Genomic DNA, 18,056 nt, shown 5'->3' with positions numbered 1-18,056 from the left:
TCCACATTTCCGACCCACGAAGGAAGTCACCATGACCGCATCGAACCGACACCGGCTTTGGACTCCTACGCCGGAGATGACCGCCAATTCCGAACTCCACCGTTTTCGTGCATGGACGACTGGAATGCATAACATTGAACAGGACGACTACGTGAGCCTCCACGCCTGGAGCGTGCTCCATCTCGACGACTTCTGGGAGTCCGTTTGGAGCTACTTCGACGTCGTCGGACATCGGGGCCCCGGACCTGTCCGGACGGGATCCTCGATATCTGACACAGAGTGGTTTCCCGGCGCGAAATTGAATTACGCGGAGAACATCTTGCGTTTCGCAGACAGCTCCCCAGCGAAAGAGGCGCTGGTGGGACTAGACGAGACGGGTCGTCGTCGTAGTTGGACGTGGGCCCAACTCCGCGGCCAGGTGGGCGCGGCTGCCGCCTGGCTACGAAGGATCGGCGTGCGCCCTGGTGACCGCGTCTGCGCTGTGTTGCCAAACTCCCCCGAGGCGATCATCGCCCTCCTCGCTACAGCGAGCATTGGGGCGTTGTGGTCTGTCGTTAACCCTGACTTCGGCGTGCCTGGAATCAGGGAACGTTTCTCACAGATCGAACCACGAGTCCTCATCACAGGCGACGGCTACCACTACAACGGCTCCTATCGTGATTCCATCCCCGTCCTGCCACAGCTGCTCGAGTCTCTGCCCACCGTTGAGCACCACGTGCTTGTCGACCGCCACGCTGGCGTCCCTGACCTCAAGAAACATCTCTCCATTCCCACGACATCGTGGAATGACATTGTCGCGGATGAGAAAGAACCAACGTTTGAACGGGTGGATTTTTCCCACGATTTATGGATCCTCTATTCATCTGGAACAACGGGGGCCCCAAAGGGAATCGTCCACTCGCACGGAGGCATCACCTTGGAGATGCTGAAGGCCAACGGACTACAATTCGACATTGGCGCCGACGACCGCGTGTACTTCCCTGCAGCCACGACCTGGGTTATGTGGAATCTCGCTGTGAACACACTCTCCCGCGGCGCGACCGTAGTGACCTACGACGGATCCCCCACTTATCCGGACGCGGCGCAAACCCTCCGGCTTTGCGCATCGGAACATGTCAGCGTTCTTGGAGCCGGCGCAGCTCTCTTTTCGCTACTCGAGCGGTCCGGGGCTACTGAATTCCTCAAGGCAGATTTGTCCGAGATCCGATTCTTGTTCTCGTCGGGCTCGCCACTACCTGACTCCACATGGGCCTGGCTGTATGCCAATATCAACCCTGACATGCGTCTCGGGTCCGATTCAGGGGGAACGGATGTATGCACCGGGATCATCGGGTCGAATCCCTTTTGCCCGGTTTACCAGGGGGAGCTCATGGCCCCGTATCTCGGCGTCGCAGCCGATATCGTGGACGAGAACGGACACAGCATCGAGGGCGAGTTCGGTGAACTAGTCGTCCGGGAGCCAATGCCTTCGATGCCTGTCCGATTCTGGGCCGATGACGACGGCAGCCGCCTGCATGACGCCTACTTCGCCGATATCCCGGGAATGTGGCGGCAGGGCGATTGGGCGACCAAGATCCCGGGCGGCGGATTCGTCATCCACGGACGGTCGGACTCGACGATCAACCGCGGTGGCATCCGGATGGGGTCCTCTGATATTACGCAGATCGTCGACTCTGTGCCGGGTGTTGCCGCCTCCATGGTCATCGGCGCTGAGTTGGGCCAAGGCGGGTACTACATGCCACTCTTCGTGGTTCCGGGAGAGGGGGCACCTGGGGATGAAGAGCTCAGAGCCGAGATTATTCGCAAGATTCGAACAGATTTGTCTCCACGGTACGTCCCGGACGAGGTGATCCTGGCCCCCGACGTCCCTCGTACTCGCACGGGCAAACTCATGGAAGTGCCGATCAAACGCGTCGTACAGGGTGGTTCCCCAGAATCCGTTAACCGGGCGGCGGCCGAGTCGGTGGACGTGCTCGACTGGTATCTGGGGTGGGCCTCGAACGTAGCGCGAGAACAGGGCATCCACACGTCCCCCTACCGCCGCTGAACTCCGGGGACGCCGACGTCGTCGCGCACCCCCAGCCAGAATTATCGAGTTCTGGCAACGCGGGTTGAGTTATCGCGGGTGTTCAGCCGCGCCACCCTCGATAACTCAACCCGCGTTGCGGGCCGGGCCGAGCGACCTCACCGCAGCGGCGTGTGCTCCGGGTCCACGCGCTCGCCCTCGCGCACGGGCCCGGGTGCGGTGCCGCCGCCCCACGGGTCCCCGCCGAACGCCTCACGCCCGTGCTCGCTCAGCCAGCTCGCCAGCTCCGGGCCCGCGGACACGATGCCCGTCGGGTTGATGTCCTCGTGCACCACGTAGTAGTGCTCCTTGATCTGCGCGAAGTCGATCGTGTCGCCGAAGCCCGGGGTCTGGAACAGGTCGCGCGCGTAGCCCCACAGCGCCGGCATCTCGGTCAACCTGTTCCGGTTGCACTTGAAGTGCCCGTGGTACACGGGGTCGAACCGCACCAGCGTGGTGAACAGCCGCACGTCGGCCTCGGTGATCCGCTCCCCCATCAGGAAGCGGCGCGTCGTCAGGCGCTCCTCGAGCCAGTCCATCGCGGTCCACAGCCGCTCGTACGCAGCGTCGTACGCCTCCTGCGAGCCCGCGAAGCCACACCGGTACACGCCGTTGTTCACCTCGTTGAACACGCGCTCGATCACCTCGAACATCTCGTCCCGCTCCGGCCCGGCGTCGGGGATCAGCTGCGGGGCGCCGTCGCGGTGGAACGCGGTCCACTCCGTCGAGAGGTCGAGGGTGATCTGCGGGTAGTCGTTGGTCACGACGCCGCCCGTCGGCACGTCCACGATCGCCGGCACCGTGATGCCCCGCGGGTAGTCGGGGAACCGCGTGAAGTAGTTCTCCTGGATCCGCTCGGTGCCGAGCACGGGGTCCTTCCCGCCCTCGTCGAGGTCGAAGGTCCAGGAGCGCTCGTCGTGGGTCGGCCCCGGGGTGCCCAGCGAGATCGCGTCCTCCAGGCCGAGCAGGCGCCGCACGATGATCGTCCGGTTCGCCCACGGGCACGCCCGCGCCGCCACGAGCCGGTAGCGGCCCGCCTCGACGGGCCACGCCTCGGCCCCCTCGGTGAGCCCGCCGCCCACGCGGCCGACCGTGGACGGCTCGGCCACGGGCAGGGCCCGCACGGCCTCCGGGTCCGCCACGATCCGGTCCGCGATGTAGTTCGTGTCCCGCGTGAACTCCGCCCCGGACTGCACGTAGTTGCCCGTGAGTCCCTCGCGCGTGTCGATGGTGCCGCGGTCCGCGGCCTGGCCGGTCTGCTGGTTCTCCATACACTCGAGCCTATGACGACGACCACCGCCACACCCGGCCCCACGCCCGCCCCGCTGGTGCGCTGCGTGACCGCCCAGAACCCCTCCCCGATGACCCTCGCGGGCACCAACACGTACGTGGTCGCCGCACCGGACTCGGATGCGGCCGTCGTGGTGGACCCGGGCCCGGAGGACGACGTCGCCGCCCACCTCGAGCGCGTCCGTGCGGCGGCCGAGGGGCGCCGGATCGCGCTCATCCTGGTGACGCACCGGCACGCCGACCACACCGGCGGGGTGGACGCGTTCCACGCGGCCACGGGCGCCCCCGTGCGCGCCGCGGACCCGGACTGGTGCCGCGGCGGGGCCGCCGTCCTGACGCCGGACGAACGGATCGACGTCGCCGGCACCCCGGTGCTGGCGTGGCACACCCCGGGCCACACCTCGGACTCCTACTCGTTCGCCGTCCCGGACGCGGGCGCGCACGGCGCGGTCATCACGGGCGACACCATCCTCGGCTCGGGCACCACCATGCTCGACCACCCGGACGGCACCCTCACCGACTACCTGGCCAGCCTGCGCCGCCTCGAGGCGGCGGGCCCGCTCACGGTGCTGCCTGCGCACGGGCCCGTGCCGGAGCCGCTGGACGTCGTCGCCCGCGACTACCGGCACCACCGCGAGGGCCGCCTGGAGCAGATCCGCGCCGCCCTGGCCGCGCTGCCCGAGACCGAGGCGGCGACGATCACACCCGAGGACCTGGCCCCGCGCATCTACCCCGGCCTCACCGGCACCGTGGCCCGCGTGGCCGTCCAGACGGTGGCCGCGCACCTGCGCCACCTGCGCGAGGGCTGAGCCCCTCCGCCGCGGGCCCGGTCCGCACTACGCTGACCTCAGACCCGTCCCCTCGACCCCGCGGAGGCACCCCATGACCATCCTCGTCGGCTACGCCCCCTCGAAGGCCGCGGACGCCGCTCTGGACACTGCCCTGGACATCGCCCGCTCCACCGGCGAGCACGTGGTGGTGGTCAATGCGGGCCCCGGCGGCGAGCACCGCACCAAGTCCCTCGTCACGGAGGAGCAGCAGCGCGGCGTGCAGGCCCGGTTGGACGCATCCGGCGTGACGGCCGAGTTCCGTCAGTACGCGCGTGGCCGGTCCACGGTGGAGGAGATGAAGGACGTGGCCGCGGAGCTGGACCCGTCCATCGTGGTCATCGGCGTGCGCCGCCGCGGCGGCTTCGGCAGGTTCGTCATGGGATCGGTCTCGGACGAGCTGCTGCAGGAGATCGATCAGCCGGTGCTGTGCGTGAAGGAGTACCGGCAGTACGGGGACCACACGCCCGAGGCCGTGAGCCACGTCGCCGAGACGGACCCGGGCACCCACGGCCTGCCCGCGTCCGAGCCGATGGCCGAGCGGCGTCGGCTCACGCCCGTCGATCCCGGGGACCCGACGCTCGAGCGCTGAGCGCTCCCGCCGGGCCTCAGTCCTCGTCGTCCTGACGGCGGCGCGTGACGGCGTCGTCGAGGGGGCCGGCCGCCTGGGAGCCGGTGCCGCTGCGCCGCCCGGCCTCGTCCGCCGCCGCGGCCTCCGCCGCCTGCTTGGCCTGCTGCGCGCGCCGCTCGGCGAACGCCTCCTCGCCCGGGCCGGCGAGTTCGCGGTTGCGCTGCACCGCCGTCATCGAGCCGGTGTACAGGCCGGAGTGGTCGCCCACGCGGGTCAGCGGTGTGGTGAGGGTGTCCGGGCGCGGATCGGCGCCGTCGACGCGCGGCAGCGGCGCGGTGCGCGGGCGCGGCTCGCGGGCCGCCACCCCGGAGCCGTCCGGGCCCGGCTCGCCCGTCCGGTCGCCACCGCGGGCCGCCGCGTCGGAGCCCTCGGAGGCGGGCGCCGCGTCGTCGTGGGCGGGGTGCCGGTCCACCATGCGCTGCACCACGATGCCCTCGGGGTGCTCGTGGCGCAGGAAGGCCACGAGGTCCTCGCGCACGAGGCAGCGCAGGTCCCAGAGGTCGCCGGAGTTGCGGGCGGAGACCACGGCGCGGATGCGCACGACGCCGCCGGTCGCGTCGGTCACCTGCAGCGCGTGCTCGCGCCCGTCCCACAGGTCCGTGGACTCGAGCAGCTGGGTGAGTCGTGCGCGCAGCGCATCCATGGGCACGCGCCAGTCCACGTCCAGCTCCACGACGCCGGAGACCTCGGCGCCCACCCGCGTCCAGTTCTCGAACGGCTGGGTGGTGAAGTGCGAGGACGGGTAGACCATGCGGCGGCCGTCCCAGAGCTTGAGCACCACGTTGGACAGGGTGATCTCCTCGACGGTGCCGAACACGCCCTCCATGTCCACCACGTCGCCCACCCGGATCGCGTCCGTGAAGGCGAGCTGGAAGCCGGCGAACACGTTGGTCAGCGTGGACTGCACGGCCAGGCCGGCGATCACCGAGATCACACCGGCGGAGGCGAGCAGGCCGGCCCCGAGCGAGCGCACCTCGGGCACCCCCAGCAGGACCACGGCGACGGCCACCACCACGATCACCGCGTTGAGGATGCGCCGGATCAGGATGGTCTGCGTGCGGATGCGTCGCTCGCGGCGGTGCTCGACGCGGGTCTCCTGGTAGCGGCCGAGGATCCCCGCCTCGATCACGCCGACCAGGCGCCACGCGGCCCACGCGCCCGCCGCGGCCACGGCGATGAGCATCAGGAACGACGCCGGCCGGTACCAGGTCTGCTCCTCGGCCATGACCCCGAGCCAGATCCGGGAGGCCAGCAGGCCGGCGGCGACGGCGGCCGGCAGGCTCAGCCGCGCGGCGCCGTGCTGGAACGCGGGGCGGCGCACGAGCACGACGCGTGCCACCTGCAGGGCCAGGTACACGACCGCCGCGCCGATCGCGAACGCCATCAGCACGGTCAGCAGCGTCCCCCATTCCACGCCGAAGGCCCGGGTGGTGGCGGCCGCCCCGTCCTGGATGTCCCCCTCCACCCCGGACGGCACGGTCTCGCCCGCCAGGAGGCGGTCCAGGGCGGTCAGCAGGGGCGGGGTCGCGAGGGCGGGCAGCGCGGGGAAGACCATGACGACAGTCTGACACCCGCCCCCGGACGCACCCCGGAGAAGAGCACAATGGAGCCTGACCGTCCGCGCGGTCCGGGCCCGGCCGTCGTCGCGCCCCGTCCCGCCGGCCCGCCGCCGCCCCCCCTGGAGGAATCCGTGCTCTCCGTCACCGACCTGCGCCCGCTCGACACCGCCACCGCGGACCTGTCCCGCATCATCCCGCGGGCGAACGTGGACGTGTCCTCCGTGGTGCCGGTGGTCGCCCCGATCATCGAGCAGGTCCGCCACGGCGGCGAGCAGACCCTGTTGGACCTGGCCGAGCGGTTCGACGGTGTCCGTCCGCCGGCCCTGCGCGTGCCCGCGGAGGCGCTCGAGGCCGCCCTGGCCGGGCTCGACCCGCGGGTGCGCGCCGCCCTGGAGGAGTCGATCCGCCGGGCCCGGCTCGTGCACGACGCCCAGCACCCCCAGGACTCCACGGTCGAGCTCGGCGAGGGCGCCGTCGTGGAGAACCACTGGACCCCCGTGGGCCGCGTGGGCCTGTACGTGCCCGGCGGCCGCGCCGTGTACCCCTCCTCGGTGGTGATGAACGTGGTGCCCGCGCAGGCGGCCGGCGTGGGGAGCCTCGCGGTGACCTCGCCCCCGCAGCGGGACCACGGCGGCCTGCCCCACCCCACCGTGCTCGCCGCGTGCGCGCTGCTGGGCGTGGACGAGGTCTACGCGGCCGGCGGCGCCCAGGCCGTCGCCATGCTGGCGCACGGCATCCAGGACGACGACGGCGGGTGGCTCTGCGCGCCCGTCGACCTGGTGACGGGGCCCGGCAACGTGTACGTGGCCGCCGCGAAGCGCGCCCTGCAGGGCGTGATCGGCGTGGACGCCGAGGCCGGGCCGAGCGAGATCGCCGTGATCGCGGACGGCACCGCCCGCGCCGACTGGGTGGCCGCGGACCTGATCAGCCAGTCCGAGCACGACCCGCTGGCCGCCTCCGTGCTCATCACGGACTCCGAGGACCTGCTCCGGGACGTGCTGGCGGCGATCGAGGCGCAGGTGCCCGGGGCGTTCCACGAGGACCAGATCCGCGAGGCCCTCACCGGCCCCCAGTCCGGCGTGCTGCTGGTGCGGGACATGGACCAGGCCGTGGAGGTCTCCGACCGCTACGCCACCGAACACCTCGAGATCCAGACGCGCGACCCCGAGGCCCTCGTGGGGCGCATCCGCAACGCCGGCGCCGTGTTCGTGGGCCCGCACGCCCCCGTGCCGCTGGGCGACTACTCGGCCGGGTCCAACCATGTGCTCCCCACCTCGGGGACGGCCCGGCACTCCTCCGGTCTGAACACGGTGACGTTCCTGCGCCTGCAGCAGCGCATCCGCTACACGGAGACCGGGCTCAAGGAGGTCGCGGACGGGATCGGCGTGCTGGCCGAGGACGAGCGCCTGCCCGCGCACGGCGCCGCGATCCGCGCCCGCTTCGCGTGAGGGGGCGGGCGTGAGCGGCGTCCGCATCGACGCGTGGCTGTGGGCCGTGCGGCTGTACAAGACCCGGTCCGCGGCCACGGCGGCCGTGCGCGCAGGCCACGTGCGCATCGACGGCGAGCCCGTGAAGGCGGCGACGCCCGTCGTCGTCGGGAACCGGGTGCGGGTGCGCCAGGACGGAGGTGAGCGGATCCTCGAGGTCACGGGGCTGATCGCCAAGCGGGTGGGCGCCCCCGTGGCCCGGCAGCAGTACGTGGACCACTCCCCGCCGCCCGTGCCGCGTGAGCTGCTCGCGGTGCCGTACCGCGAGCGCGGCGCGGGCCGGCCCACCAAGCGGGACCGCCGGCAGCTGGACGCGCTGCGCGGCCGCGACCGACGCTGAGCGTCTCAGTCCTCCCCGCGCCGTCATCCGCCGTCGTGATGGCGGCCTCATGCGGAGGGTGCGGTCAGCACCATCCGGAACGGCTTGTCGTTGTCCACCGTGACGGTGAACGTCATCGGCCCCGCCTCATCCACGGGGGGAGTCGCCGCCGACCAGCCGCCGCACAGCGCCTCCGATCCGGCCATCCAGGTCTTCGTTCCCCCGCCACCCCGTGAGGTCAGGATCTCCGTCTCACCGGTGGCATCCGAAGGACACAGCACGATGACCCGAAGGACTGCACCCTGTTGAGCGTCCACGGTGATCTGCTGTGTGCCCGTCCCGACCGCCTCCTCCAGGACGGACTCCTTCTCCGGGTCGAGATAGCCCGCATCCGGATGCCGGCGCGTGTACTCGACCAACGTCATCCCGTCCTCCTCGAACAGCGCGGCGGGGAGTGCTTCTTCACCGGCGGGTGACGACGCGGACGAACCGGTGGCGGAGGCCGACCGGGTTGCCGAGGGGGCCGCTGACGTCACGGTGACGGAGGACGCCGCAGCGGTGGATGCCTTCGCGGTGGAGGAGACGCTGCCCGGGGAAGCGGAGCATCCCGAGATGGCGATACCGAGGAGAGCCGCGACGACCACGGCGGCCGACAATGCCGCACGCTTCTTCTCGATGTCCATCCGCATGATCCGATCCCTCTCAGAGAACCGATTGCGGGGCCGCGGGCTGCGGTCTCGAGCCCCCCTCTCGAGTGGCTTGATCCTGGCTGGCGATGCGCGGTGTGTCAAGCATCACATCGGGCAGCTCGGATGACGCCGCGCGACCGCCGCGCTTTGACCACCCCACGGACCCCTCCGTAGGCTGATCCCCAGAATCACGAGTTCCCGTCATTCACGGCCCTGGCCGGCGGGACGGCAACCCTCTCACGCAGTAGTGGGGTGCTCCAGGTGATGATTCGGCCCCTCGGACACCCCGACGGGCAAGTACCGCGCCTCCGCGGATCCGGGCGATCCGCGTTCCCGCCTTCTGCGGAGCCGCGCCAGTCATCGGAAGAGGACGCGCGCCATGACCCTGACCCACGAACCCCACACCGCCACGTGGGACACCGACCTGTCCCTCGGCAACCTCCGCTCCGGCCTCTCGGCCTTCCCCACCGGGGTCGTCGCGCTGGCAGGCCTCGCCGACGGCGTCCCCGAGGTGATGGTCTCCTCCTCCTTCGGCGTGGGCATCTCCTGGGAGCCGGCCCTCGTGTCCTTCTCCGCGCAGAACAGCTCCCGCACCTGGCCGCGCCTGCGCCGGGCCGGGGCGATCGGCGTCTCCCTGCTCGCGGCGGACCAGACGCCGCTGTGCCGCCAGCTGGCCTCCCGCGAGGGCGACCGCTTCGCCGGTCTGGACGTGCACCGCAGCCCGCACGACGCCCTGCTGATCGGGGGCTCCTCGCTCTGGCTCGAGACGCGGGTGCACGCCGAGGTCCCGGCGGGCGACCACACGGTGGTGCTGCTCGAGGTGACGGCCTTCGCGGATCACACGGACGCCGCTCCCCCGGCCGCCCTGCACCGCAATCTCTTCCACGGCCTGCGCGCGCTCTGAGCGAACTCTAGGTGAACAATCGGGCCCCTGGTTCCCGGTCGGCGAGATCCGTGCAATGATGGAGCCTGAAGTTGATCAAGCTGTATCCCGCCATCTTCACTGCTCGTCAGCCCGGCATCGCCGGCGTCGATGAGTGTTGGGCAAGCGGTTCAGTCTCGCCGCTTCACCCGCGTCCCACATCCGGGCCGCGGTCCAACACCGCCACCGCACCGCGGGGGCACATCGAAAGGACACCATCATGGCTGTCGGTACTGTCAAGTGGTTCAACGCTGAGAAGGGCTACGGCTTCATCGCCCCCGAGGACAACTCCGCGGACGTGTTCGTGCACTTCTCCGCCATCCAGGGCGGGGGCTTCAAGGAGCTCCAGGAGAACGACCGCGTCGAGTTCGAGACCCAGGACGGCCCCAAGGGCCTCCAGGCCGCCAACGTGACGAAGCTCTGATCTTCGCCTGACGCACGGCTTCCGACGCCCCCGGTCCGCACGGACCGGGGGCGTCGTCGTGTGCGCTTCCGCACGCCCCGCCGCGCACTGCGCCGCACTCCGCCGTATACCCGTTCGACCGCGGCGCTGCGACATCGCCGCAGGGCAGCACTGCGGTGATGTCGCTGAGGCGCGGTCCTCCGCGGTGGGTCTCGTCCTGGCCCTGCGCGTCAGGCCGCGCCCCGCCGGCCCACGTGGCGACGCAGCAGCTGCACCACGCCCAGGGCCAGCAGATATCCGAGCGCGACGAGCGCGAAGCCGGCCCGGTAGTCGCCCGTGACGTCGCGCAGCACGCCCATCAGCAGTGGGCCTAGGGCGAAGCCGGCGTACATGCCCATCGAGTTCGCCCCGGTCGCACGGCCGAGCCGCTCGGCCGGCACCTCGCTCAGCAGGCCCGCGTTGATCACCACGTTGGCGCCCAGCACCGTCAGGCCGTGCACCGCGGCGCCCACCCACAGCAGGGCCGGCAGGTCCAGCAGGTCCGCGGCGAGGAACACCGCGACGCCGGCCACGGCACCCAAGCAGATCACGGTCAGCAGGGTGGTGGGCCGGTCTCCGGAGCTCATCCGCCGGCTCCACCCGATCCGGGAGAGCACCCCGACCACCCCGGACACGGCCGCCGCGGCGCCGCCGGCCACGAGCGTCATCCCCAGCGTCTCGACGGCGAACAGCGGCAGGTAGGTGTTCGTGGCCTGCATGCCCAGGCCGGTGAGGAACGCGATCGCCGCGAAGAACCAGACCGTGGCCGGCAGGGGCGAGGTGTCCCGCCGTCGTCGCCCGCCGACGGGGCCGGTGGCCGGCGGCGGCGCCCCGGGCAGCGGCGGGGCGGCGACCAGCGCGAGCACCCAGAGCGCCCCGATGAGCACCGCGGCCCCCAGCGCGGCGCCCGTCCAGCCGAGGGCGAGGGACGCGGCCGGGAAGAACAGGCCGCCGACCAGCTGGGCCGCCTGCACGCCGGACTGCTTCACCCCGACCCACCCGATGCGCCTCTCCGGCGGCACCACGGTGCGGATGATCCGGTTCGTGGTGGGGTTGGAGATGGCCTGCGTGACGCCCGCGACGGCGGCCGCCGCGTACAGCACGGGCAGGGACGGGGCGACGGCGCCGAGCACGAGCGCCGCGGCGGTGCCGCCGAAGATGATGCTCAGCTGTGCGCGGGCGGACAGGCGGTCGGCGGCCCGGCCGAGGCCGAGCGAGGTGACGGCGGCCGCCGCGAACACGACCGTCATCACGGTGCCGAGCTGGCCCGAGGTGACGTCGAGCCGCTCCATCACGACCGTGGAGGAGGCGGAGACGCCGTAGTTGAACAGGGGCCCGGCGCCCATGGCCGCCAGCAGCACCCACAGCAGGGCCGCGGAGGGGCGGCGAGCGGCGGGGGCGGGCGGGGTCACGGCCCCAGGCTACGACCCCTCACGCGACGAGGCGGGAAATCTCTCTCATGGGCGCCCGGGGGCGTCGTGTGAGGTGGATTTCCCGCCTCGAAAGCGGTGGTGACTGCGGGGACGGGTCAGCCGACGCGGCCCTCGCCGCGGTGCTCGCCCTCGACGCGGCCGGTGGTCCCCCGCTGGGTGACCTCCTCGCCGTCCTGGCGCTCGGGCCGCTCGCCGGCCTCCGCCGGCAGGCCCTCATTCTCGTCGGTGGGCGTCTCGCCGGCGGTGGCGGCGGGTGCCGGGTCCTGCGGGGCCCGACGACGGCCGCCGTGCGGGGACAGCGACTCACCCTCACCCAGCGAGCTGACGCGCGGCATCGGCGACGTGGTCAGCGGCACGGACTCGGCCCGCCGGGCGTCGACCAGCGTGGAGCCCGTCCCGGAGATGGGGGAGCCCTGCACGGGGGCGCCGGCCGCCTTGCGGCCCGGGATCAGCAGCTCGGAGCGCCACTCGGGGTCGCGCTCGGTGAGGTAGTCCACGCGGGCGTGCTCGCCGAAGTGGTCCGCGTCCGCCTCCTCCCAGTCCATGGCCCAGCCGGCGGGCGGGTCGTTGAGCAGCTCGTCCGTGCGCAGCCAGTGGTAGATGGACGCGTACGAGCGGGTGCTCAGGTGGTCCACGCGGCGGCGCAGCATGCGGGTGTTCAGCTGGGACGGATGCGTCAGGCCCATGGACGCCATGATCTGCACGGCCTCGCGCACGGTCAGGCGGTGGTAGTTGAAGACGCGGTTGCCCTTGTCCTCCACGTCGAGGGCGCGCATCAGACGCGGGTCCTGCGTGGCCACCCCCACGGGGCACTCGTTCGTGTGGCACTTCTGCGCCTGGATGCACCCGGTGGCCATCATCATCGCGCGGGCGGACATGGTGAAGTCCGCGCCCTGGATCAGACGCTTGACGATGTCCGAACCGGTGGCGACCTTGCCGGCCGCGCCGAGCTTGATCATGTGGCGCAGGCCGGTGCCCACGAGCGCGTTGTGCACGAGCATGAGGCCCTCGGTCAGCGGGGTGCCCACGCGGTCCGAGTACTCGAGCGGGGCGGCGCCGGTGCCGCCCTCGGAGCCGTCCACGATGATGAAGTCGGGGGCGATCCGCTCCTCCCAGATGGCCTTGGTCATGGCCAGCACGTCCACGCGGGAGCCCACGCAGAACTTGATGCCGATCGGCTTGCCGTCCGAGAGCTCACGGAGCTGCTCGATGAACCTGACCATCTCGCGCGGGGTGCGGAACGCGGAGTGGGACGCCGGGGACAGGCAGTCCTTGTCCATCGGGATCTCACGGGCCTCGGCGATCTCGGGGGAGATCTTCTCCTTGGGCAGCATGCCGCCCAGGCCGGGCTTCGCGCCCTGGGAGATCTTGATGGTGATGCCCTTGACCTCGGGCAGCAGCGCCTTCTCGGCGAACTTCTCCGGGCTGAAGGTGCCGTCCTCGTTGCGGCAGCCGAAATAGCCGGAGCCGATCTCCCAGAACAGGTCCGCGCCGTTGCCGCGGTGGTACTTGGTGAGGCCGCCCTCGCCGGTCTCGTGGATGAACCCGCCCAGGCCGGCGCCCTTGTTCATGGCGATCACGGCGTTGGCGGAGAGGGAGCCGAAGGACATGGACGAGATGTTCATCAGCGAGATGTCCACGGGTCGGCGGCAGTCCGGGCCGCCGATCCGCACCGTGGGGGGCTCCTCCGGCGGGTTGACCGGGGCGGTGGAGTGCAACAGGAACTCGTAGCCGATCTCCGAGGTGTCCCGCTCGGTGCCGAACGCCTTGTGGCTGTCCAGTCCCTTCGCACGGGCGTAGACGATCGAGCGGGTGTCCCGGTCGAACGGCTTGCCGTCGAAGTTGCGCTCGATGAAGTACTGCTGGATCTCGGGGCGGATCGACTCCAGCAGATACCGCATGTGGCCGAGCACGGGGTAGTTGCGGAGGATCGCGTGCCGCTTCTGGGTCATGTCCCACACGGCGAGCACGAGCAGCGCCACCAGGAGCACCGCCAGCACCCACCACGCGCCGCCGCCGATGGCGGCCACCAGCACGACGACGAGCGCGGCCAGCGAGAGGGTCGCGACGATCAGGAGTCTGTTGTTCACCCGACCATCGTGCCCTATATCACTCGAACGTTCATCCTCGCCGCACTGTGTCGAGGTCCCACGTGTGGGGCAGGGGCGTCCGGGCCGACGGCAGGGCCACGCTGCGCCGCCACTCGTGCAGCCACTCCGGCAGCGTCGGCTCCCCCGCGAGGTCGTGGCCGGCCGCCGCCGCGATCGCCCGGACCTCGTCGTTCTCCACGGGGCGGCCGTCCTTCTTGCGCAGGCGCGTGCAGATGTACGCGCGCACCGCGACGTCGCCGTCGACCACCACGCGCTGCTCGAACCACACCGCGCGCTCATCCAGGCCGATCATCCGCGTCTCCACGTCGAACCGCTGCCCCAGGGTCACCGAGCGGCGGAACGCGATCTGCTCGGCCTGCACCACGGGCGTCCAGTGACGACGCCGGATCTCGTCCCACAGGCCGGTGCGAACCATCGCGTCGAAGCGGCCGAGGTCGAACAGCCCGAAGTACTGGCCGTTGTTGACGTGCAGGGCCATGTCCACGTCCGTGGGCAGGGCGCGCATCGGCAGCGTCGTCGGCTCCCAGAGTCCGGCGCGCGGGCGGCGACGCGCGCGGGCGACGACCCAGATCGTGCGGGGGATCAGATGCATCGGAGGTTCCTCCTCGGGGTCACAGGACCCCCTCGGTCAGATGGTCCGGCGTGCCGAACCGGTGGGCGGTCACGGACACGGCCTGTTCGTGCAGGAACGGCAGCAGCTCCACCTCGCCGGCGCTCACCACGGGGCCAGCGTAGACCGCCACGTCGGGGGTGTCGCCGAGCGCCGCGTGCAGCGCGCTCCGCGCCGCCTCGGCCGCCTCCCGGTCGCCGGTCCAGTCGGCGACGAGCCGGATCCGCGCGTCGCCGCCGCCCTCCGCTGCGGGCGGGATGAGGGCCAGCCGCCGGGCGCGGTCGTGGAACGCGGCGTCATCCTCGACGACGACGTCCACCGGCGCGGACGTGCCGGCACCCTCCGTGCGGACGGACCGGACCAGCTCCTCCACCCGGCCGCGCACGGCCTCGGCCGAGAGTCCGTCCGTATCGGGCCCCTCCGCGGTGGGGGTCGGGCGCAGGCTCACGGTCATGGGCGCCCCGGCGCGCAGGCCGGCGGAGACGATGCGCAGCAGGTGGTCGGCGGGCCCCGAGTGCCGGCGCACGAGGACCGGGGTGGGGACGTGACGCAGCACGTTCCGCTCGGCCTCGAGCGCGGAGACGTCCGTGGCCACCCCGAACACGGTGGTCCACGCGTGGGTGTCGAGGGCGCGGGCGGTCTCGAGCCAGGATGCGCCCGCACCGTCGGCCTCGGCCCCGGGCCGTCCCTCTCCCCCGGCCCACGTGGGCGCGTCCTCCCAGTCCACGAGGCCATGCAGGTAGTGCGGCCCGCCGGCCTTCGTGGTGGGGCCGACGACGGAACGCTTCCAGCCGCCGAAGGGCTGGCGGCGCACGATGGCCCCGGTGATGCCGCGGTTCACGTAGAGGTTGCCGGCGCGCACGCCGCGCAGCCACACGTCGATCTCCTCCCGGTCCAGCGAGTGCAGCCCGGAGGTGAGGCCGTAATCCACGGCGTTCACGATCCCGATCGCCTCCTCGAGCGTCTCGGCCGTCATCACGGCCAGCACGGGGCCGAAGTACTCGGTGAGGTGGGCGTCGGCGCCGGGGCGGACGCCGGAGCGGATGCCCGGGCTCCACAGGCGACCCGTCTCGTCCAGCTGCCGCGGACGCAGGGCCCACCGCTCCCCCGGGCCGAGCTCGGTGAGCCCGCGACGCAGCTTCTCGCCGGGGGCCTCGATCACGGGGCCCATCTCGGCGCGCGGGTCCACGGGGTGCGCCACGTGCAGGGACGAGGCCGCGTCCAGCAGCTGCCGGTGGAAGCGCTCGGAGGTGCCCACGGAGCCGACGAGCACCACGAGGGAGGACGCCGAGCACTTCTGGCCGGCGTGACCGAACGCGGACTGGACCACGTCCTTCGTGGCCAGGTCCAGATCCGCGGACGGGGTCACGATCACGGCGTTCTTGCCGGAGGTCTCGGCGAGCAGGTGCAGGTCGGGGCGCATCCCCTTGAACAGCCGTGCGGTGTCCCAGCTGCCGGTGAGGATGAGCCGCTCGACGGCCGGGTCGGTCACGAGCGCCGCGCCGACCTCCGCCTCGTCCTCGTCCGCCAGCGTCACCAGGCGCACGAGGTCCGCGGGGTCGTGCCCGGCGAGCGGGCCGCCGTCGTCGAACAGGCCCGAGTCCCGCAGCCCGGCCACGATCAGCTCCCACGCGACCGCGCCCGTCCGCTCGGACTGCGGGGCCGGCTTGAACACCACGGGCGAGCCGGCCCCGAGCGCGGCGAGGACGCCCCCGACCGGGATGGCCACGGGGAAGTTCCACGGCGGGATCACCAGGGTCAGGCGGACGGGCACGGCGCGAGCGCCCTCCACCGCGTCCAGGCCGCGGGCCAGGCGCGCGTAGTAGTGCGCGAAGTCCACGGCCTCGGAGACCTCGGGGTCGCCCTGGTCCAGGGTCTTGCCGGTCTCGGCGGCGGCCACCTCCAGCAGGCGGGCCCGGCCGGCGTGCAGGGCCCGTCCGACGGCGTCCAGCGCGTCGGCGCGCTCGTGGCCGGTGAGCGCGCCCCAGCGGGCGCCGGGGTGGGCGGTGGCGGCGATGGCGGCGCGGGCGTCGTCGGCCGTGGTGGCGCGGTGGGCGCGGACGGTGTCCGTCCCGAGGTCCGAGCCCGGGACGGCCGCGAGGATCCGGCGGGCCCACTCCCGGTTGCCGGGCAGCGCGGGGTCCGTGTCCGGGGTGTTGGCGAAGCCGTCCACGGGGGCGGGGGTCGGCCCGTCCTCCCCGCGGGACCGGTCCTGGAGGCGGTTCGGACGGGGCACGGCCGCGTCCAGGTGGCGCAGCGAGGCGCGGAAGCGCTCCTCCTCGCGGGCGAACAGGTCCGCGTCCGCGTCCAGGTCGAACACGGCGGACATGAAGTTCTCCGGGGAGGCGCCCTCCTCGAGGCGGCGCACGAGGTAGGAGATCGCCACGTCGAACTCCTCGGGCCGCACCACGGGCGTGTAGAGCAGCAGGGCGCCGACGTCGGCCCGGACGGCGGCGGCCTGGCCGGTGGCCATGCCGAGCAGCATCTCGAACTCCACCGCGGCCGGGTCGAGCCCGCGGCGCTCGATCAGCCGGTGGGCCAGGGCGACGTCGAAGAGGTTGTGCCCGGCCACGCCGATGCGCACGTGGGCCAGATGCTCCGGGGTGAGCGCGTAGTTGAGCACGCGCTTGTAGTTGGTGTCCGCCTCCTGCTTCGAGCCCACCGTGGCCAGCGGCCAGCCCGTCAGGGAGGCCTGCATCCGCTCCATGGGCAGGTTGGCGCCCTTGACCACGCGCACCTTGACCGGGGCGCCGCCGGCGGCGACGCGGCGCGCGGCCCACTCCTGCAGGCGCACCATGGCCGCGAGCGCGTCCGGCAGGTAGGCCTGCAGCACGATGCCGGCCTCGTAGTCGCGCAGGCCCGGCTGCTCGAGCAGGGCGGTGAACACGTTGAGCGTGAGGTCGAGGTCGCGGTACTCCTCCATATCCAGGTTGATGAAGGTGTCCCGATCCCGGGCGAGCTCGAACAGCGGGGTGAGCCGCTCGGTGATGTCCGCGACGGCCTCGTCGAACGCGTAGGGCGCGTGCGGGGCGGTGGCGGCAGAGACCTTCACGGACACGTAGTCGACGTCGTCGCGGCGGATCAGCGCGGCGATGCCCTCGAGCCGGCGGTCCGCCTCGCCCTGGCCGAGGATCGCCTCGCCCAGCAGGTTGATGTTCAGCCAGGTGTGCTCGTCGCGCAGGGCCGCGATGGCCTTGCCGAGCTGTCGGTCCCGCGCGTCGACGATCAGGTGGGAGACCATGTGCCGCAGCACGCGGCGGGCCGTGGGGACGGCGATGCGCGGCACGAGCGGGGCGGCGCGGCCGCCGACGCCGAGGACGGCGCGCAGGGCCGGGGGCAGGAAGCCGGGGGCGCGGCCGGCGAGCTCCCGCAGCGCCCGGGCGGCGATCGCGGGGTCCTCGGGGCGGACCACGTGGTCCACGAAGCGCACGATGAAGTCGAGGCCGCCCGGCTCCTTCAGGGCGCCCGCCAGCTGGCGGGCCGCGAAGTCGGCCTCGTGGTCCCGGGACTCGGCGAGCCAGCGCCGCACCTGCACGACGGCATCGTCGGCGAGGGCGTGCAGGTCGGCGGGGTCGGGGATCCCGCCGGTCGCGCCGAGGACCCGGTCGAGATCGTCATGGTCCTGGGCGGAGAACATCGCGGTCATGGCCGCACTCTGCACGTGTTCCGGG

Annotated in this window: 14 protein-coding genes and 1 riboswitch; of the genes, 7 read left to right on the top strand and 7 right to left on the bottom strand. The window is 72.1% G+C overall.

The features are described from left to right. Nucleotides 1-31 precede the first annotated feature (31 nt). On the top strand, nt 32-2,047 hold the full coding sequence (locus tag OVA32_RS03675) for an acetoacetate--CoA ligase (protein WP_095354071.1): 2,016 nt from the start codon (nt 32-34) through the stop codon (nt 2,045-2,047). A 137-nt stretch (nt 2,048-2,184) separates the two neighbouring features. Here OVA32_RS03675 and OVA32_RS03670 read toward each other — a convergent pair whose 3' ends face one another. Then, nucleotides 2,185-3,336 (bottom strand): glutathione S-transferase family protein, encoded by a 1,152-nt coding sequence (locus OVA32_RS03670; protein ID WP_267715296.1) that lies wholly within the window; start codon nt 3,334-3,336, stop codon nt 2,185-2,187. A gap of 12 nt (nt 3,337-3,348) precedes the next feature. Here OVA32_RS03670 and OVA32_RS03665 point away from each other — a divergent pair, with 12 nt between their 5' ends. Next, on the top strand, nt 3,349-4,164 hold the full coding sequence (locus OVA32_RS03665) for an MBL fold metallo-hydrolase (RefSeq protein WP_101967503.1): 816 nt from the start codon (nt 3,349-3,351) through the stop codon (nt 4,162-4,164). Between the two features lie 73 nt (nt 4,165-4,237). Continuing rightward, nucleotides 4,238-4,774 carry a universal stress protein gene (locus OVA32_RS03660; protein WP_020628186.1) on the top strand — a complete coding sequence of 179 codons (537 nt, stop codon included), beginning with the start codon at nt 4,238-4,240 and terminating at the stop codon, nt 4,772-4,774. Between the two features lie 16 nt (nt 4,775-4,790). Here OVA32_RS03660 and OVA32_RS03655 read toward each other — a convergent pair whose 3' ends face one another. Next, nucleotides 4,791-6,368, bottom strand: coding sequence for a mechanosensitive ion channel family protein (locus OVA32_RS03655; protein ID WP_236601300.1), 1,578 nt, complete (start codon nt 6,366-6,368; stop codon nt 4,791-4,793). Nucleotides 6,369-6,503: 135 nt separating this feature from the next. Here OVA32_RS03655 and hisD point away from each other — a divergent pair, with 135 nt between their 5' ends. Both hisD and OVA32_RS03645 read left to right on the top strand, forming a co-directional pair. Then, nucleotides 6,504-7,820, top strand: a complete 1,317-nt coding sequence (gene hisD, locus OVA32_RS03650) for a histidinol dehydrogenase (protein ID WP_101967519.1) — start codon at nt 6,504-6,506, stop codon at nt 7,818-7,820. A 10-nt stretch (nt 7,821-7,830) separates the two neighbouring features. Next, nucleotides 7,831-8,199, top strand: a complete 369-nt coding sequence (locus OVA32_RS03645; protein WP_095347005.1) for an RNA-binding S4 domain-containing protein — start codon at nt 7,831-7,833, stop codon at nt 8,197-8,199. Between the two features lie 47 nt (nt 8,200-8,246). On the opposite strand, the gene OVA32_RS03640 is transcribed toward OVA32_RS03645, so the two are convergent. After that, nucleotides 8,247-8,861: a hypothetical protein gene (locus tag OVA32_RS03640; RefSeq protein WP_230282018.1), complete on the bottom strand. Its 615-nt coding sequence runs from the start codon at nt 8,859-8,861 to the stop codon at nt 8,247-8,249. A 192-nt stretch (nt 8,862-9,053) separates the two neighbouring features. After that, nucleotides 9,054-9,173: riboswitch (SAM riboswitch) on the top strand. A 73-nt stretch (nt 9,174-9,246) separates the two neighbouring features. Here OVA32_RS03640 and OVA32_RS03635 point away from each other — a divergent pair. Both OVA32_RS03635 and OVA32_RS03630 read left to right on the top strand, forming a co-directional pair. Next, nucleotides 9,247-9,771: a flavin reductase family protein gene (locus tag OVA32_RS03635; RefSeq protein ID WP_020628180.1), complete on the top strand. Its 525-nt coding sequence runs from the start codon at nt 9,247-9,249 to the stop codon at nt 9,769-9,771. Between the two features lie 238 nt (nt 9,772-10,009). After that, nucleotides 10,010-10,213 carry a cold-shock protein gene (locus OVA32_RS03630; protein ID WP_020628179.1) on the top strand — a complete coding sequence of 68 codons (204 nt, stop codon included), beginning with the start codon at nt 10,010-10,012 and terminating at the stop codon, nt 10,211-10,213. A gap of 209 nt (nt 10,214-10,422) precedes the next feature. On the opposite strand, the gene OVA32_RS03625 is transcribed toward OVA32_RS03630, so the two are convergent. The 4 genes from OVA32_RS03625 to OVA32_RS03610 all read right to left on the bottom strand — a co-directional run bounded on the left by OVA32_RS03625 (nt 10,423) and on the right by OVA32_RS03610 (nt 18,031). Beyond that, a complete protein-coding gene (locus OVA32_RS03625; RefSeq protein ID WP_267715288.1) occupies nt 10,423-11,643 on the bottom strand; it encodes an MFS transporter in 1,221 nt (406 codons plus the stop codon). 116 nt (nt 11,644-11,759) lie between these two features. Then, nucleotides 11,760-13,754 (bottom strand): FMN-binding glutamate synthase family protein, encoded by a 1,995-nt coding sequence (locus OVA32_RS03620; protein WP_267715286.1) that lies wholly within the window; start codon nt 13,752-13,754, stop codon nt 11,760-11,762. A gap of 31 nt (nt 13,755-13,785) precedes the next feature. Then, entirely contained in the window at nt 13,786-14,367 is a 582-nt protein-coding gene (locus tag OVA32_RS03615; protein WP_250202894.1) for an acyl-CoA thioesterase, read from the bottom strand. 19 nt (nt 14,368-14,386) lie between these two features. After that, nucleotides 14,387-18,031, bottom strand: coding sequence for a bifunctional proline dehydrogenase/L-glutamate gamma-semialdehyde dehydrogenase (locus OVA32_RS03610; RefSeq protein ID WP_267715282.1), 3,645 nt, complete (start codon nt 18,029-18,031; stop codon nt 14,387-14,389). Between the last annotated feature and the right edge of the window lie 25 nt (nt 18,032-18,056).

Origin of the sequence: Micrococcus sp. SL257, assembly GCF_026625585.1 — a bacterium.
GTDB lineage: Bacteria > Actinomycetota > Actinomycetes > Actinomycetales > Micrococcaceae > Micrococcus > Micrococcus luteus.
Note: the sequence above shows the minus strand (reverse complement) of the source record. Positions and strands in the feature narration are given on the sequence as shown.